A 23262-nucleotide genomic window follows, 5' to 3' on the forward strand; every position below is an offset into this window, starting at 1 on the left:
CCTTATTTCTGTTGGATTAGCCGGTCGACCAGCGACCGGACCGTCGCTTCGTCAGCGACGTATTTGACGTTTAGACCGGCATTTCGCGCCGTTTCGGCGGTCAACGGCCCGATGCAGGCGACTTCGCATCCGGCCATCAATTCGAGCGGGCTTTCTACGCCAAGCTGCTCTAAAGCTTTAAGCAAATTGGTTACGGTAGACGAGCTGGTGAACGAAATGATATGAAGCGCCTTCTGCTTCAACAGCTCAATGACTTCTTCGCCGCCATCGGTAGATACGACGTTTTCGTAAATGTCGATTTCATCGACAGCAAGGCCAAGCTCGGCCAGTTCGTTCGGCAGCACATCACGCGCGATGTCGGCTGTAGGCAGCAGCGCCTTCTGCCCCGGCTTCAGCTCCGGCTTGATCGACTCCAGCAGCCCTTCGGCCTGGAATTTGGAAGGCAGCTGCTCGCACAGCAGCCCCCGTTCCTCAAGCGCTTCGGCGGTCTTTGGACCAACTGCGGCAATCCGCGCTTTATTCATCGTACGGATATCGATCCGCAGCTCCTTCAACCGGTCGAAGAAAAAGCTAACACCATTTACACTTGTAAACAGCACCCAATCGTATTCGGCGAGCCGGCGCAAAGCATCGTCGCGTTTTTGCTGTTCAGCCTCGGAGCTAGGCGGCTGCAGCCGGATCACCGGAAATTCCACCGGCTCCCCGCCCAGCTCTTCGACCATCGCGCTGAGCTCGCTGGCTTGGCTGCGGGCCCGGGTGACAAGCACCCTTTTGCCAAAAAGCGGCTTTTTCTCGACCCAGGCTAACTTTTCTCTCAGCCGGACAACCTCCCCGACAATCGTAACGGCAGGAGATTGAAAGTTCGCCGCACGCACCTTCTCCAAAATATCGGCCAACGTCCCCGTGATGGTTTCCTGCTCCATCCACGTTCCCCAACGGATCAGCGCCACCGGCGTATCGGGCGGCTTGCCCCATTTCATCAGCTCGGTCGTAATCGTCTCGAGGTTGGCGACACCCATCAGGAAAATAATTGTTCCGGAGGCTCCCGCCAAATTTTCATAATTGACCGCAGTGTACGTTTTGTTCTTATATTCATGGCCCGTCACAATGGAAAACGACGATGTAAAATCGCGGTGCGTCACCGGAATGCCGGCATACGCCGGTACGGAAATCGCAGACGTAATGCCCGGAACAATTTCAAAAGGCACCCCGTTCTCAGCAAGCAGCTCCGCTTCTTCCCCGACCCGGCCGAAAACGCTGGGGTCCCCGCCCTTCAGACGGGTTACCGTTTTGCCTTGCAGCGCAAGATCGACCAGCAGCTGGTTGATTTCGTTTTGTTTCAGCATATGTTTGTCAGGCAGCTTGCCGACAAATATTTTTTCCGCTCCGGGCTTCAGATGCTTGAGCAGTCTGGGACTGGCAAGACGATCGTAAACAATAACATCGCAGCGCTGGATTGCCTCCAAACCACGCAATGTAATTAATTTGGGATCGCCGGGTCCGGCTCCGACCAAATAAACGACACCTTTTTTCAACGGCTTCAACCCCTCACTTCGTTCAGCAGATCGGCTGCCCCTCTGTCAATCAGTTTATTGGCCAAAGCAATGCCTAGTTGTTCCGGCTCGATGCCTGTCATCGTTTCTTTCAGCATCTTCTCGCCGTCCGGTGAACCGACCATTCCCGTTAAACGGATGGTTTGACCGTCTTCCAGCAGTTCGGCATAAGCCCCGATCGGTACCTGGCAGCCTCCGTTCAAGCGGCCCAGAAAACCACGTTCAGCCGCAACTGCAAGTTCGGTTGACCGGTGATTGAAACGCGCCAGCAAATCCATGACGAATTTGTCGTCCGCACGGCATTCGATGGACAATGCGCCTTGACCGACCGCCGGCAAACATATTTCAGGCGGCAAAAAAGCTGTGATGCGATCCTCCCAGCCCATCCGGCGCAAACCGGCTGTAGCCAGCATAATCGCGTCGAAGCCTTCCGTCTCCAGCTTGCGCAACCGGGAATCGATGTTTCCGCGCACGGCTTCGATCCGCAGATCGGGCCGGTAATGCTGAATTTGGCAGCTGCGGCGCAAGCTGCTTGTCCCGACGAGCGCACCCTCCGGAAGCTCGTCCAATCCCCGACCATCCTTGGTGATCAAACAATCCCGCGGATCCTCGCGTAACGGCACTGCGCCGATAACAAGCCCATCCGGCAGCACGGCCGGCATATCCTTCATGCTGTGAACCGCCAGATCGATTTCGCCGTCCAGCATGGCCTGCTCGATTTCCTTCACGAACAAACCTTTGCCGCCGACCTTCGACAACGTCACATCCAAAATACGGTCACCTTTGGTGACGATTTTCTTTAATTCGAATTCGCATTCAATGCCGAAATCGCGGCATATCATTTGCAGCAGCTCCACTACCTGCCCTGTCTGCGTTAACGCCAAAGCGCTTTGTCTAGTACCCACAACAAGCTTGCGCAAGTCGGCACCCCCTTGTTCGTTAATCTGATTGTTGTTCCAGCCAAGCCGCCACTTCAGCAAACTTGTCCGGTGTCGGCTCCGAACCAATCATGGAAAATATTGTATGCCGCACCTTTTCCAGCTTGCCGGCTCGAATCAACGGCAAAAGCTCCCAGCCAAGCGCTTCTTTCATCAAAAGCCGGCGCCGGCCGGTCTCAGGTACAGTCTGCCGGATTTGTTTTCTGAGCGTTTCCAGGAACTCGATGTAACTTTCATATTCATCTCCGAACTGCTCGTCCAGCTCGCCTCGAATATGGGCCGATAAACCGGGGCTGGCTCCCGATGTGGATACGGCAATCACCAATTTCCCCCGCCGGACCGTCGCAGGCACAATAAATCCGCCTTCGCTTTCGCGTCCGGCGACGTTTACCAGCTTGCCGGCCGCTTCCGCATCCGCCGCCACCCGCAGATTAACCGCCTCTTGATCGGTTGCCGCAAACACCAGCGCAGCACCGCCCATCAGCGCTTGATGCCGCTCGCCGTAAGGCGATGCAATGAGATCTACGCGCCGCTCGCGATGCCATCGTTCCAATTGCGGAGTAAACGTCGGGCTGACGACAACAGGTAATGCGCCCGCTTCCAGCAGCGATGCTGTTTTCCGCTCGGCCACTTGCCCGCCGCCGATAACCAGACATCTTTTATGAGTTAAATCCGCAAGCAGCGGATAATAGGCTTTGGACATCCGTTACTTCAGCCCCAACGATGAAATTGCGACACATTCGACACGGCAAAATTAATGAGTACAATCACAAACGCAGCTAAATTCCACTTAGCCAATTTATTCCCCGGCGTCTGCAGCGCTAGACGTTGAAACAAATAAAACAGGTACGCCGCCAGCACCACCCAAGAGTTGATGACCTTCGGGTCAAACAGCAGCCTGTAATCCCCCTCCAGCACGATCCACACTACGCCCAAGGCAAGACCCAGCATAAGCAGCGGCGCCCCGACAATGACCGATACGTAAGCGTAACGGTCCGTTTTCTCCAGGCTGGGCAGCCGCTTCACCGAACTTGTCCACTTTTTCCCCTTCAGTCTGCGGTGCAAATAAAGATGCATCCCCGAAAAAACGGCGGCGACGGCAAAAGCGGCATAACTGCAAATCGCCAAGCTGATATGGATAAATAATAACTCGTCGTTGATTTTCCATGATCCGAGCGTGGGTGACACTCCCGGGTTGCTGAAAAAATTAAGCGCCAGCACGGAAAATCCGATTAAATTGACTAGAAAAACGAATAATTCGATACGGAAGATCCGGTTGATGATTAAACTGGCCGTCACCAATACCCATGACAGCATAAATAACGTCTCAAACACCGAGAAGGCGAAGAGCGATTTATGCGACATCAAATTATATACCAAATAAACTGTCTGCAAACCCCAAACAAAAGAAAGCAACCCTGTTCCAATCCGTTTCGCTTCCCGGTTCGGCGAGGCGAAATCGGCAAAGTAAAACAGCAGGCTCAGGGCATATATATAAATAATGGCGTCGTACAGCCAGCTTTTTGTAATCATGACACCTCTCCCAGACGCTTAAGGTCTGGCCAAAACTTCGGCGACCCGCACGGACACGCCCGAAAGCGTCTCGTCCTCGCGCTCGTCAGCTGCAGAAAACATGGCTGCTTGCTCCAGCCTGAGCTGCTCCGTCTCCCGCTCCGCCAGTTTCTCTTCCAGCGCAAATATTTTCGTAAACATCTCCACCGCGTCATCTCCATGGCGTTCTACCGCCATTTCCTTAATACGTGTGATTGGATCGCGCAGCATCTGGTTGACAATGCTTTTGGTCAGTTTGCGAATGATCTTCACTTCGCGTTCGTCCAGCTCAGGCAGCTTGTTCAGCAAGCTTTCCATCGTCTGCTCGTGAACCTGATTGGCCTTTTCCTGCAGCGCCTGAATAACCGGGCTGACACCCAGCGTTTTTTTCCAGAGCTCGAAGGACTGCATTTCCTCTTGAATCATGCCATCTATCTTCTCCGCTTCCTTGCGGCGTTCGAGCAAATTGTTGTTTACAATCGCCTGCAGATCGTCGATATCGTATAAAAATACGTTGGACAACTCGCCTAATTGCGGATCCAGATCGCGCGGCACCGCAATGTCGATCATAAACAGCGGTCTAGACTTTCTTTTCTTCAAAATCGGAGCGAGTTGCTCCTTCGTTAATACATAACCGGCCGCACCCGTCGAACTGATGACGATATCGGCTTCTTCCAGAAATGCCGGCAATCGTTCCATCGATCCGGCGATCCCGTTAAACTTCTCGGCCAACTCCTCGGCTTTTTGCAGCGTCCGGTTCGCAACGATTACCTTCGCCGCGCCGTTGCCGTACAAATGTTTGCCGGTCAGCTCGCTCATCTTGCCGGCGCCGACAATCAGCACCGTCTTTCCTTCATAACTTCCGAAGACACGTTTGCCGAGCTCCACTGCGGCGTAACTGACGGACACCGGATTTTCCCCAACGGACGTTTCCGAATGAGCCCGCTTCGCCATAGTAACCGCCTGCTTGAACAGCTTGTTAAACATGCTGCCGGTTGCTTTCTCCTCCTGAGCCTGAAGAAATGCATCCCTGACTTGGCCAAGAATTTGCGTTTCTCCGATCACCATGGAGTCAAGACCGCTGGTCACGCGCAGCAAATGCTGCACGGCCATTTCGTTTTCGTATACATATAGATGTTTATTGAACTGCTCACGCGGCAGCCCGAACCATTTCTCCATAAAACCGCGTATGTAGTGCCCGCAAACATGCTCACGGTCAACCACGCAATATAGTTCCGTCCGATTGCAGGTTCCGACGATGACGCATTCCAGTATGCTGTTAGTTTCCCTTAATTCTTTCAGCGCGTCAGGCATTTCTCCTGCTGCAAAAGCGAATTTCTCTCTGACGGCCACGGGCGCCGTACGGTAATTGAGTCCAACAACAACGATGTGCATGCGGTTCACCTGCCTTCTTGATCTACTGCAGTAACTATTTCATTTATAGCGAATTAATTATAGCACATTATGACAAGTTATCTCGACAAAATAATTGTAGAAAATGTGAACCTCTGCCCCCTTAACAAGGGCATCTTCGTACCCGCAAAACGCTGCCTGCCAAAGCCGCTGATCGCCCGGTACCTAAAGGCCTCCCGGCCCGCTTTACTATGGAACAGGCATTATGTTCTAGTTTCTTCAGATGCTGCCACTTATATACCTTTCGTTAAGGGGTGGTAAAAAGCTTCTTCTTCAGCAGCTCCGAGATCGCCTTGTCCGCCTTCACCAGCCTGTCGTTTTGCGAACCGATCACCGAACCTCCCGACGAAAAAAGCTTCCCGTAAGCGTCAAACAGCTCGTTGTATTGTTTGTTTACCTCCAGCAGCGTCTGCGATTCGTCAGGCTTCAGCGGACGTTGTCCGCCGATCTGCAGCCGGATTAAATACTGCTGAAGCTGCCCGAGAGACTGCAGCGGCGTCAATTGATCCTCTCCATACGCCATCACAAGATGCTCGTGGGTAAAACTTGCCGAATACAGCACCTGCTTCAGCTCATTTAAGCTCCCGGCAGCCGCAGCCGTTTTATCCGTATCGTGTAAGTAACTTCCGAGCAATTCCATCTGAAATAACGAAACTTGGTACAGCAGCTTGCCGGGGTCCCCTTTCTCCGACGTACCGTGAAAAGCCCCGGCTACCTGCACCACCGTCCACACGGCAAACAAGCCAATCAATATGTAAACGCCCAGCCGGATCCCTTTTCGTTTAGCCAATGTCCGTCCCTCCCGCCACACATAACCTTTCTCATCCTCATTGTATGGGACGAAAGGACAACAAATAACCACGGCCTGAAAAGACCGCGGTTACTCAATAAACATCTATTCAATTATTTTGCAAGCTGTACCGGCTTCATTTCCGGTGTTTCCACCTTCAATTCGCCCATACCTCGCACCAATTTTTTCGCATGAACTACATCCGGTTTCAGAACGGAAACCATATAGTCGATCGCCAGCTGCGGATCTACCGTCTCACCGCAAGTATAACAGTCTAGCGCCGCGAACCCTTTCTCAGGATACGTATGAATGGAGAGATGGCTTTCCGACAATAATACAAGTACAGTTGCTCCTTGTGGCTCGAATTGCTTCGATTGCACCGACATTACAGTTGCTCCGCAAGCTTCTGCAGCTTCTACCATTTGCGCTTTTAACCATTCAGCGTTGTTCAGGAGATCAAAATCGACTCCCCAAGTATCAACTGCTACGTGTCTTCCGAAAGTTGAATATTCCATCTTTCGGCTCCCCCTTCCCAGGAATAAAATTTGTGGAAAATTTCATCCGCTAGGACCTACGTCATTCACTTCCCGAGGGAACAACCTCTCGCAACTCTCGTTGTCCTGAGTGAATCCTGGTTCCTATATGATTTTTCAACGAGAATAAAAATAACATCTATTGATCAGAAAAGCAATACTTTTTCGGGGTCAGGGATGATTTACCTTGACCGCCATCACACAATGCTCAACATATGAGCAAAGCTTGGCCGTTGTGCCAGTGTTATTCCATCACTCATTACCCCCTTTTATCCCAATCTGGCCCGCCGCACCATACGCCATTGACGCAAACGCTCCATCACGCGCCGCAACTGATGGCCCGAAAGCTGCATACGGATAAGCTCGGACACTTGTTCGTCCAACGAATTTTCCTTGGTTTCAATTTCCCGCCGTACGATGATTTTGCATTGTTCAAGCTGCTGCTGCACAGCTTTACTCAGATTGTTCATAAAAGAGGCTGTACGTTCTTCGCTTAAATCCTGATCGCAAATATCCGCTACTTGATCCCATGTTTGATGAATCGTATTTATGTACGTGTTGTACACCTCTTGCTTGACGTCACCAAGTGATTTCCCACCCAGTAGTTGCCCAAGGAACCCGCCGATGATCGTGCCGATCGGGCCCAAAAGAAAAGTACCTACAATGGCTCCAGCCACCGATCCTCCGTTAAGCCCGTTTCCGTAATTGATATTGTTCAGCTCGGTTTGCAATCCCGCGGAAGAAGTCATCTGTTCCGTAGACATGGCTCTCAGGAACGCCTTCGTATCAAAAGTGGTCGGGAACGGCAAGTTACTGTATATCTCTTGCAAAAAAGCCGCTGCCTCTTCAGATGTTCGCTTTCCCATTCGTTCCAGCTCGCGTTGACGAGCGTTGTCAATACGTGTTAACGCATTTTGGAGCAGTTGGGTAGCTTGTCCCTGCACTTCGTTTTTTAATGTACCCGCCGAGGTAACACTTTGCAGCCAAGACATCATGGAATCCGCGGCGCCTTGAAACGCATCATTTAATTCCTTAATCATCGTGTCTACGAACTCGGAGCGGTGCATGGCTACATTTTGACGGATTAACCCTTGCACCTGATCCGCATAAATCGTAAAGTCCTGCGGGATCGCTTTCTCCATTCGCCGAATTTCTTGCTCATGTTGTTCCGCCGCTTGGATAAAAGTTTGATTAATCCCTTGATGCACTTCAATCGCAATTTTGGCGGAAGCGTCGATAGCCAAATCCAACTGCTGGTGCTCCGATTCCTTGAAAATAGCCTCAATCACCTCATGCAAGTGGTCCGCATATCGGTGCGCTTCCGCGCTAAGCTGCTGCTTAGGCATGGAACTGATCGGATACACGACGACATCCGGAAGCCGGAAATACGCCGCGAGATCCCGGCGGACGCGCGCCACCGTTTCATCCGCAGCATCCCCTCCGTCGCAATCAAGCTCATCATCGCCGATGACAAGATCCATTTTGTTCAGCAAGATAAAGGTTTTTCCCGCTTCCTCCCGAATAAGCTCCAACGTGCCTATCTCTTTGCCTTTCAGCGCGTTGCGGGCATCCATGATGTACATGCACATATGGCACACCTTCATCTCCGCCTCCGTAATGACTGTCCTTCGACTGTCAGAGTTAAACCCCGGCGTGTCGACCAGAATAACTTGAGGCGGCAGCTTCTCCAGCGGAGCATATACCACAACCCGCTCGACCCATTCGAGGGCGGGTGATCCTACTTTTGTATGCTGCATGAGAAAAGTGCTGATGACGTTCAAATGCTGCTCCAGCAACGTGGTCCCGTCCGCTTCAAACCAGGAAGGCTCTGTGTCCAGTGTATTGCGGATGTGCCCCGCCTTATCCCACACTTCCACCCGCATCTGCTTGCCGTATCTAATCTCTGTTGGTACACCCGTCGCTTCCTCTTGAGTGACAAAAAACAGATTTGTTCGAAACATCGCGTTAAGCAGCGTAGTTTTGCCTGCGCTAGATTCGCCTGCAATTGCAATTTTGATTTTCTTGAGCGGTTGAACGACGTCCGACTCATGATGATGCTCCTGCTCTTTTCGCCCGGTAAACCACGCTTTCACCTTGCTGAACCAGGATTTGTCGGAAAACTTCACACGTTCACCGGCCATGTCGGCTAACGTTCCGGCATTTTCGCGCTCGCGCTGCAGGCTGTTCGCCTCTTGAATTTGCTCTTGCAGCAGCAGGTGAAACTCCTTCGCTTTATTTCTCATGGAAAGATCGAGCAACGCCGATTGCGCAAATACGTCCGTAAGCTGGGACGCTTGCAGCATGCCCTCGAGCACTTCCTCTTCGTTATTGTAAGCGGAACGTGACGTTTCGAGCGTTAAGATTTGCTTTTGCAGCAATTCGTGCATCCAACAAAACGGAGCACGGTTCGGCAGTTTGTCAAGCGCGTCGGATAATTGCAGCAGATCGCCAAGCGTCCACGCTTCATAAGCTTGCACAATAACAACGGCATGCTGATAATAAGGTTCGGTCATCAGGCCGAAAAAATGAACGTTTTTACGCTTCCACCGCTGAATAACCATCATCGCTTGTTCTTTGCGACCGTAGGCCATATGCTCTTCCACAATCAATAAAGTAACGATAAATCCAAGCGTTTCCTCACTGAGAATTTCCAGCTTTTTCGCGAATTCCGAACGGGTCAGTTGATAGAGGCCTTGCTTGACTGCGGGACTTGTGATTCCGGACGTTCGCGCAGCGCCGATCGTTTTAAATGCGGTATCACGAATGCTGAGCAGTTGCGAGTCGTATTCGTTTTTAAATTTGCTATAGCCAAGAAATTCATCCAATTCGTAGCTTTCCGGGTATTGCAGTTCCGGCTTTACGCTTTGGCATGATAAAAGCTCGGCAAAATTCTCTTGGGCAAGCGATATTTTGTACTTCAACTGAGCCTCTTCATCCATAGTTTGCAACGTTTGCAGCCACGAAATATAATCGTAAGATTCCTTGAATATGTCCAAAAAGAAACCACGCATTAAATGTCTCGCCGCATCTCCCTCTTCAAAGAGGTTTTCATAACGTTCCACGATAAGTAAAAGCACTTCTTGGATGTATGACTTTGTCGATGGATACACATATTCAAGACAATGAGAGGCAAAGTGAAACCAGCATGGCTCAAAAGCTTCTTTTTGTTGTATATAGCTCTTAAAGGCAAGGCAACTGTTTTTGACAAACCGCTCCAGCTGGTCTTGCGTTTTCGCATGGATCGCGTGAAGCAAATAGCGCTGCACTTCCCAACGGTCCTCATCCACATCCGCAAGCGCCGGGAGCAAACGCAACGTACCGCTATGCCATGGATACCATAAGTATTCGGCAAAAAACGTTTGCGGATGAAAAAATATCGCTTTCCATGCCCCTTTGGCAACATGGGACACTGCCTCTGCCGATCTCCCGGATACTTCCAGCGCTTTGGCAATCCATAAATCAACCATCCCGGAAAGCGGATCGGCTCGCTTGAGCCTCTGCAGTTGCTCAAGCGCCCCCGTATAATCGCCGCGGTACATTTGTTCAAAGATGCCGGGGAACTTACCCTCTACCTGCTCAGAATGAAGCTCATATCGCGGTTGAGCAACATGTTCGAACGCCGAGTCCAGCAGATTGTCGTCGGCAAAAGTGACGATACAAATGGAATCTTTGGACAAATCGAACCAGTTCTCGTCATCGCATAACCTGTATTGAAATGTAAATTCATCCTCGGGGAAAACACTTCGAATATTCCGATAAGGATTGGTTGTATATAAAAGCTCCTGCTCCTTGGCAACCAAGCTAAATCGGTAGTTCGTGGCAAAACAAAGACCTGTTAGCTCTTTGTCCCCCCAAAATGACTCGCAGGAAAATTTCGCTTCCGCGCAAAAAAGCACAGTCTCCCCTTCGACTGGATGCAACTGCATGAGCTCCGCAACAAGCGGATCTACTTTTTGTACTGACGTTATTGACATGATGCTAAGCCTCTCTTTACAGGTTAAATAAAGGTCGGGAATTGGAGGTGCTGAACCTGCTTCAACGGGTCGCCGTGAACCGGATTCGTCACCTGATCCATCCAGGCCTGATGCATCGCGTTAAGCCGACCCGTCTCCATCATGGGCGTGCTGAAATACGTCTGCCCGCCCATTCCGTCGCTTTGGCTGTGGCCGACTTTTTGATACGATTCGTTAAAATAGTCATGTCCCCCCAGAACATTGGACTCGGAGTGCCCGCTTTTGTTGTATTGCGCATTGAAATGATCTGTTCCTCCAAATGCATTTTGCTCCGTATGGCCGAGCTTTTGATATTCGTTGTTAAAATAATCTTTGCCGCCAAAAACGTTTGATTCGCTATGTCCCGTCTTTTGGTTCATTGAGTTGAAATAATCGCTTCCCCCGGTGGCATTCGGTTCGGTATGTCCTACCTTCTGATAAAGTCCGTTATAATAATCGCGGCCGCCCATCGGGTTAGGTTCACTTCGAATGGTATCGTCAGCGTGATGTTGGGAGCTTGCCATGCTGTGGTGCAGAAAGTCATGCAAAAAATCGGACATGTCGGATCGTACCTCCTCAATTCGTAATGGTCTGGCTTATTTGAGTGCGGATCGTCAATAGACGGTCACGCAACTGCAGTAATACGGGAAGCTCTGATTCAACCTTTTGCAGATCAGGGCCCATCTGCTTGCTTCGGACCATCTGCTCCAGGACGCCATTTTGCCCATCGTGATATTCTTTTAACGCTACCAGCATATTGTCGAACCAATCGTCGATGGCCTTGCGTGTTTCCTGGTGATGAGAATCGACAATCGCCCCAACGGTATGTTCTAATTGCTGCAGCAATTCGTCCCGCAGCTTTTCTTGCTGCTTGTTTTTGAAAATCACGTTGTAGGTCATTCCCGCCGCCCCGCCGATAATCGTTCCAATCCCGGGAAAAATAAGCGTTCCAATCGTCGCGCCAACTGTAAACGGGGCCACCTGCTTGATGACCTGCTGAACTTGGTTGTGCGAATCTGAAGAAACGGAAGCGACCCAAGATGGCATCGGGATACCCGATTGTGTGATCGCTTGCACCAGAGGCAAGCGAAAATGCTTCTGGTATTCTTCACTGATATGGGTTTGCAGCTTTTGGATAAAAACTTGAATTTCGGACGCCTTCGCTTCCGAAAATTTCCTCAACTGCTGTTCGAGGTAAAGTGGAATATCCCGCTCCAGCATTTTTTCCATATTCGCTTGTCGGGAGCGAATATCGTAACGCAAGTCGTTCATTGTCGCTTCCTTGAATTTGGTATAAGAAATTGCAGTCATTTCTTGAAGCGCCTGGCGGCCAATCTTTTCAATGCTGGCCAACATGCGTCCGAATCGTAAAGACATCTCCTGCATAAGCACATCAAGCTGAACTGCCAGTTGCTTTAACTGCTCGTCATTTGCTTCATGAAGGGATTGCTGCCATTCAATATGCTTGAGGAGAAGGTCGGTGGCCAGCAAAAGCCTCTGCCCGTTGCGTTCGTCCCGCAGCAACCGCGAATCTTCCCGCAAGCGGTTAATATGCTCCCACATGGTTTGCCATTGCGGATGATTCTCGGTATTGCCGCTTGAGATTTGCCGCAATACCGATCTGGATGAATACGGATGTACGGAAAGATGTTTGCCGGTGACACTGTTGATTCGTTGCTCGGCGCCTTCAATCGCTTCCTGCAGCTCATCTTCCTCAAGTCGATCGCTCTTGGACAAAACAAATAGGATTTGATCCAGCTTATGGTAGTACACCTTGGCTTGAAGAAACTCCGCTTCCGATCGTGTCAGGGGAGCGGCTGCATCAAGCAGAAACAACGCCGCATCGCAATGCGGCAAAATACTTGCGGTAATCTCCGCGCGGCTCAGGACAAGATCGTTAACCCCCGGGGTATCTATAAGCACTACACCATCCCGAAGCAGAGGATGATTCATACATATTTTCACGAATTGGATGCTTTCCGGGTTCAAGTTATGATTTGCCGACAGCGCGGCCAAATGTTCCTTGCAGAGAGCCAACTGTTCCTGCCTTCCGTCCGTATACCAAATCTCGATCCGCTCTTGCTCGTGATACTCCAACACATGAATAAAAGCGGTGGCCGGCAATACATCGGTAAAAAGTAAATCGTCGCCAATCAGCGAGTTGACAAATGTCGTTTTCCCCCGTTTAAACTCCCCGAGAATGACGATATGAAACGTATTGCGCTTCAGGGAATCCGATACAGCGCCGATCAAAACGGCAGCGGTTTGTTGTTGTATTTGCCGGCTTATTAATTGAAGTTCTTCAAGAACGTATGGAATCATGATAATGCCCCTCTGATTGAATATAGCTGCTCAACTAGCACACACAGTTCGTTTGTGCAACGCTCCAAACCTTGAATTTGCTCCTGCAAACTTTCCGATTGATGAAGCAATCCATCCTTCTGAATTCGCAGCGCTGATGAAACGCTTTCCAATCTTCCGTTGACATGCTCTTTATAATAAGCCTCCATCGGAGACATTTCTTGCTTTGCCATCTGCAAAGCGTTTTGCTTACTTTCCTGAATAATCGCATCAATTTGAGTGCGTATGCTTCTTTTCATCTCGGTCAGCGCTTGCTCAAGCTGTTTTTGCTGCTGCACCTCATCTATTTTTCCACCCAAGAAAAATGAACCTATGATCCCTGCAACAATGCCAATTGGTCCCATTAGCGCCGCCGCTACATAAGTAAGGGCCCCACCCGCCGCGGCAGCTTTCCAAAACGTGGAAGACTCCTCTTCCATTTGATACGATCGACGGGAGACATCAAAGCGCGAAAAAGATGCATTGGTCTCGTACCGCTCCGCTTGGGACGCGTTGCGAACCGTTAATGCCATAACGTCCTCTGAAGAAAAAAACGCTGAAAATTGCTTTTGCAGCTTGTTTGACAAAGATTGCTTATGCTCGGTAATCATCGCCAATACGTTATCCAAAGCTTGACGAATACCTGTAGAGAGCTCCGACTTCAGCAATTGGACATCCGACTCGTGGGTAGACCGTTCCGTTTGGCGAATCAGTGTATCCCGCAAATCGGAAAAACCACGTTCCACTTGATTCTGAATACGGCGGGAGAGCTCCAACGATTCTTGCTCCATCGTCACAGATAATGCTTGCAGTTGAACGTGCAGATGTCGCCCTTCAGCTTCCAACCTTTTCCGCTGCGCTTCCAGCTCCTCTTCCGAAGAGGACAATAAGCTAATCCGCTCCGCTATCGTTTGAAGCCCGTTGTAAGCTATGCCAATCGCTCGATCGACATGCTCTTCTAGCCGCTCCTTGCCGGCAAACTGCGATAAAACCTGGTGCAACTCGCCTTCAAACCGTTCAAAAGAACTTCTCCATACGCTGGATTCTTGCTTATATTTTGACCGCAATGTCTCCTTTGCCGATACAGCGTAAATGACGGGCTCCTGGATAGAAGGCACTTTCTCACTCAGCAACCGCTTTACATAACCTTGCAAGCGCGCAACGTTTGGACCGTCCGGCTGCGAATCCACCTCATCTATTCGATTCATGACAAAAATCAGTCGATTGATGTCATTAAGCAACACTTTCTCGGTTATAAAGCGACGCTCACTCTCGGACAATGGTTGCTGGGAGTCTAACAAAATAATGCAGGCATCGGCATTTCGCAAATAGTTGTAAGTTACCTCTTCCCGCAGGTCGTCCAAATCGTTAACCCCGGGCGTATCCACGATCACGCAGTTCCAAGCTTGCATCGGGCCGGGGACGAATATGCGAATTTGCTTGATTTTATTGGCGTTCTCGTTGGAAACAGTCACAATGCCGTCGAGAAATTTATTCACTTGCTCGGCAGGCAGCGGATGCTCGACCTGTGTGCCGTCATGATATTCAATCACAAGTTTGCGCTCCGTTCCCGGCACAATAATATTGATTGTGGCCGTTGTCGGATTCACTTTGGACGGCAAAATCGGCGCTCCCAACAACGCATTAATAAAAGTGGACTTGCCACGGCTAAATTCGCCTACGACTAGCAGATTCATCGTCTCCCGATCCAGCCGTTCCAACGATGCTTTAATACGATCGGCAAACCCTAACGGCAACAATAGCTCATTCAAACGCTGGAATATATGACTAATGTTGGTCTTCTGGTCATGAAAGAGCAGATGAAACACCTCCAAAACTACTATTAAATTTAGTCGATCATTTCCCTTTACGCCTAATCGCGACTTATTCCCCTGAGTTGTATAGATAAAAAGTCGCAGATAATTTTACCAATTATAAAATTATCTTGTTAGTGTTCTACAAAAAGTAACAAAATCCTCCATAAAAAAGCAATAACCCCTTTCTAAAAAGCTGCAACTACAGTTTTATGGAACTAATTATCAAAGAAAGGCTCCTCGCCGAAGCGAAGAGCCTTTCTGCATTCTTATGTGTACGGGTTATTTACGCTTCCAGTACGAACAACCTGCGGCTCAGCTTTTGCAGCCGATCGTCGATATGGCTGTGGACACTGGAATCATGAACCTTATTTCTTAAATCGAGAAGGCCGTTGATTTGGTCATGAAGCGATTGGATTTCATTCTCAACTGCATTATTTGCAAATAAATCCTGCAGTTGACCTACAGTGTCTTTGTATTCGTAGATCAGTTTTTGTCCTTGATCGGACATTTCGATGATTTTTACGACAGAGCCGCGTTCGTAATGATAGATGATTGTATACGTAGTATAAATCCTATGCACGATCGCGCTGCCCTTAAATTTTGATACCGCTTTCCTCATCAGATTCACCAAATGAAGATTTGTGATCCGGCAGGAACCTTGTAAAATATAGAGGTCATTTTTAAGTTCAAACGAAAGCACGATTTCCTGCTGCCCGTCGTCATATAAAACAACTTCCTGGTTCCCGTTCTCCAATACCTTTACTTGCATTGATGCCTCATGATTCTCGAAAATCTGAATGAATTCAGCCAGCTGCGGTTCCGTTAATTGCATGCGGGTTTTGACGTATTCAGTCGCTAACCTCATTGCCATAAAAATCCCTCGATTCATTTTTTTCAAACCTAAGCTGCTTTTTATTACCTCAAGCAACTTTTTACTATTCTTTATTCATTATACTACATAATTATTTAATATTCCTGCCGTCTTATCATTGAAATCTGGAGAAAAACTGAAAAAACCGCGATTTCGGCACCAGTATGCTAAATGAATCCATAAAAAACTCGAAATCCCTCTTTTTGGCCTGCAAATCCCTTTGATATACGGCAAAAAAAGCCTCTAGGGTTCAGAGACTTTAACGGAATCGACGGGGGCGTCGTCAGCGGCCGTTGCCGCGGCTCCCAAATCAGTATATCCAATTTGCTGCTCGATCAAGCTCCATAACTCGTCCTTGCCTTGGCCCGTTTCCGACGAAAACAAAATGATCTTTTCATCTTTGCTCATCCCAAATGCTTCGCGGATGATTTTCATATGTTTTTGCCATTGGCCACGGGATATTTTGTCTGCTTTGGTGGTCACAACACACACGGGCACATTATTATGTTTGAGCCATTCATGCATGCTTTGATCATCCTTTGAAGGCGGATGACGCAAATCGATGATATGAATTACGAGTTTCAAATACTCGCGTTTCAACAAATATTGCTCAATGAATTTGCCCCATTTCTCCCTTTCGCTTTTGGAAACCTGGGCATACCCGTAACCGGGCAAATCGACAAAAAATAGATCGCTGTTGATTTTGTAGTAGTTCAGCTGCTGGGTTTTCCCCGGCTTTGAGCTGGTCCGCGCCAAATTTCTGCGGCTAATCATCCGGTTAATTAACGATGACTTCCCGACATTGGAACGCCCTGCCAGAGCAATCTCCGGCAAGGCGTCCGTAGGATACTGAGCGGGACCAACCGCGCTGATAATAAATTCAGCTTGATTGACCTTCATGTTCGACTCCAACTTTCTTTTTTGAACTATATGTGGACCGGCTTCACAAGCGCATGCTGCAGAACTTCGTCCATATGCGACACTGGAATAAAGGTCAGATCGCCGCGTACGCTCTCCGGAATTTCCTCGATATCCTTCTCGTTATCCTTAGGCAGCAGCACGACGCGAATCCCCGCGCGATGAGCGGCAAGCGTCTTTTCTTTCAGCCCGCCGATCGGCAGCACACGGCCCCTTAGCGTAATTTCTCCGGTCATAGCCACCTGCTTGGAGACGGGGATATTGGTGAGCGCGGATATCAACGCCGTCGCCATCGTAATGCCTGCCGAAGGACCGTCCTTCGGAATGGCGCCTTCGGGTATGTGGATATGGATATCGAATTTTTCGTGAAAATCCGGTTGAATGTGCAGTTGATCGGCACGCGACCGGGTATAACTGAAGGCAGCTTGCGCGGATTCCTTCATCACGTCGCCTAGTTTGCCCGTTAAGGTCAGCTTGCCGCCGCCCGGCATCACCGTCACCTCGATCACAAGCGTATCGCCGCCAACCTCCGTCCAGGCAAGCCCGGTAACCGCACCGATCTGGTCTCTTTCCTCGGCCATCCCGTAGCGGAATTTCGCCGGTCCCAAGTAATCCTTCAGATTGCCCTGATGAATATGAACCGTTCCGCTGCCGGCCACGATTTCTTTGGCAGATTTTCTGCACAATGCCGCCACCTGCTGCTCCAAATTGCGGACACCGGCTTCGCGTGTATATTCGCGAATGACTTTCATTAAAGCCTGATCTTCCACTTGCAGCTGCTCATCTTCCAGCCCATGATCGCGTTTTTGCTTAGGCAGCAAATATTTACGTGCGATCTGGTGTTTCTCGATTTCCGTATAACCTTGAATGGACAACACTTCCATCCGGTCAAGCAGCGGCCGCGGGATATTGTGAACGGCATTGGCCGTCGTGATAAACATAACATTGGATAAATCGAACGGAACTTCGATATAATGATCGCTAAAAGTGCTGTTCTGCTCCGGGTCAAGTACTTCGAGCAGAGCGGCTGCGGGATCGCCGCGGAAGTCCATCGCCATTTTGTCAATTTCATCAAGCAGGAATACCGGATTATTGGAGCCGGCATTTTTCATGCCTTGGATGATACGGCCCGGCATCGCGCCGACATAAGTTCTGCGGTGGCCGCGAATTTCCGCTTCGTCCCGCACGCCGCCAAGCGACACACGAACGAATTGACGGCCTAGCGAACGGGCGATTGACCTGGCGATCGAGGTTTTCCCGACCCCTGGAGGACCGACGAGGCACAAGATAGGCCCTTTGAGTTTCTTGACCAGCTTCTGCACGGCCAAATACTCCAATACGCGCTCCTTCGGCTTCTCCAGGCCAAAATGATCTTCATTTAATATTTCCTGCGCTTTGTTAATGTCCAAATCGTCTTCGGTCTGATTCGCCCAAGGCAAGCCCAGCAGCCAATCGATATAATTGCGAATGACGCCGCCTTCCGCCGAAGTGGACGGCATCTTCTCGAGACGGTCGATTTCCTTCTCGATTTTCTCACGCACTTTGTCCGGAACAGCCGCTTCCGCCAGCTGATTGCGCAGCTCCTCCACTTCGCCGGCGCGGCCTTCCTTGTCGCCCAGCTCCTTTTGGATCGCCTTCATCTGCTCACGCAAATAATATTCCTTCTGCGTTTTTTCCATCTGCTTTTTGACGCGCTGACTGATTTTGCGTTCAAGCTCTAGCACTTCGCGTTCATTGTTCAAGATGCCAAGCAGCTTCTCCAGACGTTCTTTCACGTCGATGGTTTCGAGGATTTCCTGCTTATCTTTGATCTTGAGCGACAGATGGCTGCAAATCACGTCAGCCAGCCGCCCGGGCTCATCGATGTCCGAAACGGCGGCCAGCGTCTCCGGGGTTACTTTTTTGGACAAGTTGATATAATGCTCGAACTGACTCAGCACCGTGCGCATCAATGCGTCGATTTCCGGATCCGACGTTTCCTGTTCAGGCAGTTCCTTTACATTTACCTCATAATAAACGTCGTTTTCCAAAAATTCGGCAACTTCGGCCCGCATGACGCCTTCGACAAGAACGCGGATGGTCCCGTTAGGCAACTTCAGCATTTGCCGTACTTTGGCAATCGTGCCGACCCGGTAAATATCCTCAGTTGTCGGATCTTCTATGTTCATCTCCGATTGAGAGCACAGCAGGATCATGCTGTCCTCAACCATGGCCTTCTCTAGAGCCTTAACCGATTTTTCGCGGCCAACGTCCAGGTGGAGCACCATGCTGGGGTAAACAAGCAGCCCCCTTAAAGGCAGTAAGGGCAGCCGCCTCAGCTTTTGTTTGTTCGGTCCCATCGTCAGCACCTCCATTGACTTCCCGTTGCAGTTGTTTAACATTTTACCAAACTATGCCGCAAAACACCAATTGAACACCCGAAGATAGGCGCTTATCCTTGCAAAGGCAGCGATTTGTCGGCCGGATCCGCATGCAGCACGGTCACCGAGGCGCTTGCACCGCCATCCGGCAGCACCGTCGATTGATCCGACGTAAGGTGAAGCTCCATGCCCAGCGCATGGTACAACACTTCTTCGATGGAATCGACCGGAATGACTTCCAAACCTTGGAGTCCGGCAAAAATCTCCTGCCAATTCTCCTTCGGAATGATGACTTTGGTCGCTCCCGCTTGAAACGCCGCTTCCACCTTAGCCACGACACCTCCGATCGGCTTGACCTTGCCATGAATGCTGACCTCGCCGGTCATCGCCATTTTGTTATCCACCGGAATCCGCAGCATCGCCGAAGCGATGGCCGTCGCCATCGAAATGCCTGCAGATGGGCCGTCAATGGGCGTGCCTCCCGGAAAATTGATGTGCAGGTCGAAATTTTGCGGTTCCAGCCCCAATCGTTTAAGCACCGTCAGCACGTTCTCCACCGATCCGCGGGCCATGCTTTTGCGCCGCAGCGTCCGGCTGCCTCCGCCCATCTCTTCTTCGTCTACAACACCTGTAATGTTGAAATTGCCCGTTTTCGGATGAAGCACCGGGATTGCCGTCACTTCAATATCGATAAGTGTTCCTTGATTGGGGCCATATACCGCCAAACCGTTGACCAATCCGATCTCCGGTTGTGAAGCAACCTTCTTCTCCGGCCGCGGCGGAATTTGCGAGCTGTTGACAACCCATTCCATATCGGCGGGCGTTACGTATTGACGCTTGTCCGTCATGGCTAGGCCTGCTGCCAACTGCACAATATTGACCGCTTCGCGGCCGTTGGTGGCATACCGCTTAACCACATCAATCGACTCCGCGCTTTCCGGGAAACCGATTTTTTTCAGCGCCCCTGCGGCGATCAAGCCGATTTCATCCTGCAGCAGCGGCCGGAAGAAGATCTCCATACAACGCGAACGAATCGCAGGAGGGATTTCCTGCGCCAGCCTTGTGGTAGCGCCGACAAGCCGGAAATCGGCCGGCAGGCCGTTTTGGAATATGTCATGTATGTAGCTGGGCACGTTTGTGTCTTCGGAATTGTAATACGCACTTTCCAAATACACTTTGCGGTCCTCTAACACCTTTAATAATTTATTCATTTGATAAGGATGCAATTCACCGATCTCATCGATAAATAAAATTCCCCCGTGTGCTTTCGTCACCGCGCCGGCTTTCGGCTGCGGAATGCCGGCGACGCCCATCGCTCCCGCGCCCTGGTAGATCGGGTCGTGAACGGAGCCGATCAGCGGATCGGCAATACCCCTTTCGTCAAAACGCGCCGTTGTCGCATCCACTTCCGTAAATTTGGCATCGTGCCGGAACGGAGATTCGGGATTTTTCTTCGCTTCTTCCAGAACAACACGGGCTGCCGCCGTTTTGCCTACGCCGGGAGGACCGTAAATAATGACGTGCTGCGGGTTCGGACCGCATAAAGCCGCCTTCAGCGCCTTCAGACCTTCCTTTTGCCCGACAATATCGTCCATGGATGATGGCCGCGTTTTTTCAGCCAAGGGCTTAGACAACGAGACGGAACGCAGCTTGCGCAGCTTTTCCATCTCTTTGCGCGATTCTTTATCGATCGCCGTCCGGTTCGTTTGCTGGTTGCGCAGCAGGTTCCAGAAATACATGCCGATTACCACTGCAAAAAACAGTTGAATCACCATTAAAATCAAGCTTAAATTCATGGCATTTACCTCTTTTCGTTAACGTGTTCTCTAGTTTTTCTAATACATGGTAGTATAGCCTTTACCTGTAGGAGTTAATCGCCTTACATTCATTACTTTTTAATTGCATGTATGACTTTACAAACAAGGAGAACGATATAAGTAAGATTTACTCGTTTGTGTTTCTTTTGCGTGGAAGGAGGGGCTTTTTTGAAGAAGGCGTTGATCTGCTTGCTTGTAGCTGTCATCATGATGTCGGTGCCGGCGCCTTCCATAGGCGAGGCTCACCCCATTCTCGGATCTACGGACGTCATCATTGATGTAGGACACGGAGGCATTGACAGCGGAACGCTTTACGGCACTATCGAGGAAAAAACGATCAATTTAGCCATTGCCAAGCAAATATACGGCATTTTATCGAAAAAAGGATATATCGTCATCTTGAACCGCGTCGACGACTACGCCTTAAGCGAGGAAAATCATTGGCTTCGCACCCGCAACCGGCACCGGAAAGATTTGGCGCAGCGTACCCATCTGGCCAATGAGGTAAAACCCAAGGTATTAATCAGCCTCCATGTGAATTGGGCCGCCCGGAGTTCCAAAAACGGCGCCATCGTTTTGCACCAGAAAAACCGCCAGAGCATTCTGCTCGCCCAGTTGCTGCAAAAACGCCTGAATGCGGCATACGGAGCGGAAGAAGCTCCGGTATACGGAAAGCCGTTTTATCTGCTGAATCACAGTAAAATACCGTCCGTTATTATAGAAGTCGGCTTTATTACCAATGACAAAGACAGGCAGCGGATGACCAGCCGCAAAGGACAACGCTTGATCGCCGAAAATATCGCGGCCAGCGTGTTGGAATATTTGGCAGCGACTACTCCCTAAAAAAGGAAAAATTTATTTGGCCTCCAACTCCCCTGACAGCATCTGTCAGGGGAGTGTTGTTATAGTATGGAAAAAGCACATAAGAACTTGGAGGTTACATTATGACTGAAATCGTAATGGACATGTACCATTTTCACGTTTGGGCCAACCGCACGATACTGAAGCGCTTAAAGGAGATTCCCCGCGAAGTCTATACTCAGGAGCTTACTAGCGTTTTTCCTTCCGTATCAAAGGTGATGCCGCACATTTATATAACCGATTTATGCTGGTATCGTATTCTCAGCGGCGAAAACATGTCCGACGCGATGGAGCATGCGCATGGGTTAAAGGAGCAAATAGAAGCGCTGGAACTCGAGGAGCTGGAAGTAAAGTTCTCCGAACTGGCGGAGAGCTACAAGGCGTTGCTCGGGCAGTTGAAGCATCTGGATCAGACGATTGTGGTGGATAATCCGTATGCCGGGATAAGAGATACAAGTTATTCCGAAATTATCCTGCAAACAGTCAATCATGCCACATATCACCGCGGCAATATAACGGCGATGCTGCGGCAAATGGGATATCCCTCCGTCATGACCGAATACGCTTTGTATTGGTACTCTAAATAAACGGCAAACAAGCCGGTTCTTAACGAACCAGCTTGGATACAAATACGAAATCCGCGGTTTGCGACAGTTGGGGCGCCGCCTCTTTAAGCGCAGCGGATGTATGGCGGCCCGGCGGCCCGACATGTCCGATCGCAATCGTGGCGTCGTTTTTCTCAATCAGCTTGGCCAGCAGCCTGGTCTGCTTGGAAATGTGGCTTCGCGTATACTGGTCGTCGAAAAACAGGTCGTTGCCGGCCGTTTTGACTCCAAGCTCTGCCGAAATTTTCGGTATGACCGTCTTCGGCGTCGTGCGGCTATCCAGGAAAAATAACCCGCGTTCCTTACAGATGCCCAGCACGATACGCATGATGCGCTCATTGGCCGTAATCTTCGAGCCCATATGATTGTTAATGCCAATCACATGCGGCACATCGTCGAGCGCTTCCATGACGCGTTTGCGTATCTCCTCGTCGCTTAAGTCTGCCGTTATCGCTTTCGGGCCAAGCCAGCTTTTTTTCCCTTTCATCGGCTCCATCGGCAGATGCAGAATGACTTCCCGGCCGGTGCGATGCGCCCATTCCGCATCCCGTTTCGTAGTTGGCAAAAACGGCATCACCGCCGCTGTAAACGGGATCGGCAGATCCATCATCTCCTGCGTGCCAAGCATGTCGTTGCCAAAATCGTCGATGACGATGGCAATTTGCTTTTTGGCCGCTTGCGGCGCAGGCTGGCCCGGCTGCTGCAAGCCGTCCTGCTGCGGCTGGGGCGTATGGTTCTGCACTTGCTCGCGCGGCTCGCCTCCGGCTATCGCACTAGCCGTTGCCGCGGCATGCACCGGGAGCAGCGCCAATGCCAATACAAGCATTCCGGCCAGCATCCCGGCAGCCTTTCGTGTCGTAAGTCGATGTTTCATTTCCATCCCCCCGTTACGTTAGCATATCT

Annotated in this window: 18 protein-coding genes; 2 read left to right on the top strand and 16 right to left on the bottom strand. The window is 50.3% G+C overall.

Annotated features, from left to right (window positions below):
* Positions 1-2: 2 nt before the first annotated feature.
* The 15 genes from cobA to lonB all read right to left on the bottom strand — a co-directional run bounded on the left by cobA (position 3) and on the right by lonB (position 20872).
* Positions 3-1535 (bottom strand): uroporphyrinogen-III C-methyltransferase, encoded by a 1533-nt coding sequence (gene cobA, locus EYB31_RS01230; RefSeq protein WP_131011654.1) that lies wholly within the window; start codon positions 1533-1535, stop codon positions 3-5.
* A gap of 5 nt (positions 1536-1540) precedes the next feature.
* On the bottom strand, positions 1541-2473 hold the full coding sequence (hemC, locus tag EYB31_RS01235; RefSeq protein ID WP_131011655.1) for a hydroxymethylbilane synthase: 933 nt from the start codon (positions 2471-2473) through the stop codon (positions 1541-1543).
* A gap of 19 nt (positions 2474-2492) precedes the next feature.
* Positions 2493-3194, bottom strand: coding sequence for a precorrin-2 dehydrogenase/sirohydrochlorin ferrochelatase family protein (locus EYB31_RS01240; RefSeq protein ID WP_131011440.1), 702 nt, complete (start codon positions 3192-3194; stop codon positions 2493-2495).
* Between the two features lie 8 nt (positions 3195-3202).
* Positions 3203-4024 carry a cytochrome C assembly family protein gene (locus EYB31_RS01245; RefSeq protein WP_131011441.1) on the bottom strand — a complete coding sequence of 274 codons (822 nt, stop codon included), beginning with the start codon at positions 4022-4024 and terminating at the stop codon, positions 3203-3205.
* Between the two features lie 18 nt (positions 4025-4042).
* Positions 4043-5437 (bottom strand): glutamyl-tRNA reductase, encoded by a 1395-nt coding sequence (gene hemA, locus EYB31_RS01250; RefSeq protein WP_131011442.1) that lies wholly within the window; start codon positions 5435-5437, stop codon positions 4043-4045.
* 265 nt (positions 5438-5702) lie between these two features.
* Complete coding sequence (locus EYB31_RS01255) at positions 5703-6245, bottom strand: S-adenosylmethionine decarboxylase (RefSeq protein ID WP_240761993.1); 543 nt, start codon at positions 6243-6245, stop codon at positions 5703-5705.
* Positions 6246-6358: 113 nt separating this feature from the next.
* Positions 6359-6760: an adenosylmethionine decarboxylase gene (gene speD, locus EYB31_RS01260; protein ID WP_131011443.1), complete on the bottom strand. Its 402-nt coding sequence runs from the start codon at positions 6758-6760 to the stop codon at positions 6359-6361.
* Between the two features lie 287 nt (positions 6761-7047).
* On the bottom strand, positions 7048-10752 hold the full coding sequence (locus EYB31_RS01265; protein ID WP_131011444.1) for a dynamin family protein: 3705 nt from the start codon (positions 10750-10752) through the stop codon (positions 7048-7050).
* A 23-nt stretch (positions 10753-10775) separates the two neighbouring features.
* Positions 10776-11330, bottom strand: coding sequence for a hypothetical protein (locus EYB31_RS01270; protein ID WP_131011445.1), 555 nt, complete (start codon positions 11328-11330; stop codon positions 10776-10778).
* Positions 11331-11346: 16 nt separating this feature from the next.
* A complete protein-coding gene (locus EYB31_RS01275) occupies positions 11347-13092 on the bottom strand; it encodes a dynamin family protein (RefSeq protein ID WP_131011446.1) in 1746 nt (581 codons plus the stop codon).
* Complete coding sequence (locus tag EYB31_RS01280; RefSeq protein ID WP_131011447.1) at positions 13089-14882, bottom strand: dynamin family protein; 1794 nt, start codon at positions 14880-14882, stop codon at positions 13089-13091. The genes EYB31_RS01275 and EYB31_RS01280 overlap by 4 nt, the downstream gene beginning before the upstream one ends.
* A gap of 328 nt (positions 14883-15210) precedes the next feature.
* Positions 15211-15792, bottom strand: coding sequence for a non-ribosomal peptide synthetase module (locus EYB31_RS01285; protein ID WP_338119888.1), 582 nt, complete (start codon positions 15790-15792; stop codon positions 15211-15213).
* Positions 15793-16041: 249 nt separating this feature from the next.
* Positions 16042-16698 carry a ribosome biogenesis GTP-binding protein YihA/YsxC gene (gene yihA, locus EYB31_RS01290; protein ID WP_131011448.1) on the bottom strand — a complete coding sequence of 219 codons (657 nt, stop codon included), beginning with the start codon at positions 16696-16698 and terminating at the stop codon, positions 16042-16044.
* Positions 16699-16724: 26 nt separating this feature from the next.
* Positions 16725-19055, bottom strand: a complete 2331-nt coding sequence (gene lon / locus EYB31_RS01295) for an endopeptidase La (RefSeq protein ID WP_131011449.1) — start codon at positions 19053-19055, stop codon at positions 16725-16727.
* A 92-nt stretch (positions 19056-19147) separates the two neighbouring features.
* Entirely contained in the window at positions 19148-20872 is a 1725-nt protein-coding gene (lonB, locus tag EYB31_RS01300) for an ATP-dependent protease LonB (RefSeq protein WP_131011450.1), read from the bottom strand.
* 189 nt (positions 20873-21061) lie between these two features.
* On the opposite strand from lonB, the gene EYB31_RS01305 reads away from it, so the two are divergent.
* Together EYB31_RS01305 and EYB31_RS01310 are read left to right on the top strand one after the other, a co-directional pair.
* Positions 21062-21736 carry an N-acetylmuramoyl-L-alanine amidase family protein gene (locus tag EYB31_RS01305; protein ID WP_240761994.1) on the top strand — a complete coding sequence of 225 codons (675 nt, stop codon included), beginning with the start codon at positions 21062-21064 and terminating at the stop codon, positions 21734-21736.
* Positions 21737-21837: 101 nt separating this feature from the next.
* Complete coding sequence (locus EYB31_RS01310; protein WP_131011451.1) at positions 21838-22341, top strand: DinB family protein; 504 nt, start codon at positions 21838-21840, stop codon at positions 22339-22341.
* A gap of 19 nt (positions 22342-22360) precedes the next feature.
* On the opposite strand, the gene EYB31_RS01315 is transcribed toward EYB31_RS01310, so the two are convergent.
* Positions 22361-23233: a divergent polysaccharide deacetylase family protein gene (locus EYB31_RS01315; RefSeq protein WP_338119889.1), complete on the bottom strand. Its 873-nt coding sequence runs from the start codon at positions 23231-23233 to the stop codon at positions 22361-22363.
* Positions 23234-23262: the final 29 nt, after the last annotated feature.

Origin of the sequence: Paenibacillus thalictri, assembly GCF_004307995.1 — a bacterium.
In the GTDB taxonomy this organism is placed as follows: domain Bacteria; phylum Bacillota; class Bacilli; order Paenibacillales; family NBRC-103111; genus Paenibacillus_AF; species Paenibacillus_AF thalictri.

What these genes read in the sequence shown, in the direction of transcription:
- EYB31_RS01240 (WP_131011440.1), bottom strand. Translation starts at nt 3,194, where the DNA reads ATGTCCAAAGCCTATTATCCGCTGCTTGCGGATTTAACTCATAAAAGA.
- EYB31_RS01245 (WP_131011441.1), bottom strand. Translation starts at nt 4,024, where the DNA reads ATGATTACAAAAAGCTGGCTGTACGACGCCATTATTTATATATATGCC.
- hemA (WP_131011442.1), bottom strand. Translation starts at nt 5,437, where the DNA reads ATGCACATCGTTGTTGTTGGACTCAATTACCGTACGGCGCCCGTGGCC.
- speD (WP_131011443.1), bottom strand. Translation starts at nt 6,760, where the DNA reads ATGGAATATTCAACTTTCGGAAGACACGTAGCAGTTGATACTTGGGGA.
- EYB31_RS01265 (WP_131011444.1), bottom strand. Translation starts at nt 10,752, where the DNA reads ATGTCAATAACGTCAGTACAAAAAGTAGATCCGCTTGTTGCGGAGCTC.
- EYB31_RS01270 (WP_131011445.1), bottom strand. Translation starts at nt 11,330, where the DNA reads ATGTCCGATTTTTTGCATGACTTTCTGCACCACAGCATGGCAAGCTCC.
- EYB31_RS01275 (WP_131011446.1), bottom strand. Translation starts at nt 13,092, where the DNA reads ATGATTCCATACGTTCTTGAAGAACTTCAATTAATAAGCCGGCAAATA.
- EYB31_RS01285 (WP_338119888.1), bottom strand. Translation starts at nt 15,792, where the DNA reads ATGAGGTTAGCGACTGAATACGTCAAAACCCGCATGCAATTAACGGAA.
- yihA (WP_131011448.1), bottom strand. Translation starts at nt 16,698, where the DNA reads ATGAAGGTCAATCAAGCTGAATTTATTATCAGCGCGGTTGGTCCCGCT.
- lon (WP_131011449.1), bottom strand. Translation starts at nt 19,055, where the DNA reads ATGGGACCGAACAAACAAAAGCTGAGGCGGCTGCCCTTACTGCCTTTA.
- lonB (WP_131011450.1), bottom strand. Translation starts at nt 20,872, where the DNA reads ATGAATTTAAGCTTGATTTTAATGGTGATTCAACTGTTTTTTGCAGTG.
- EYB31_RS01310 (WP_131011451.1), top strand. Translation starts at nt 21,838, where the DNA reads ATGACTGAAATCGTAATGGACATGTACCATTTTCACGTTTGGGCCAAC.
- EYB31_RS01315 (WP_338119889.1), bottom strand. Translation starts at nt 23,233, where the DNA reads ATGAAACATCGACTTACGACACGAAAGGCTGCCGGGATGCTGGCCGGA.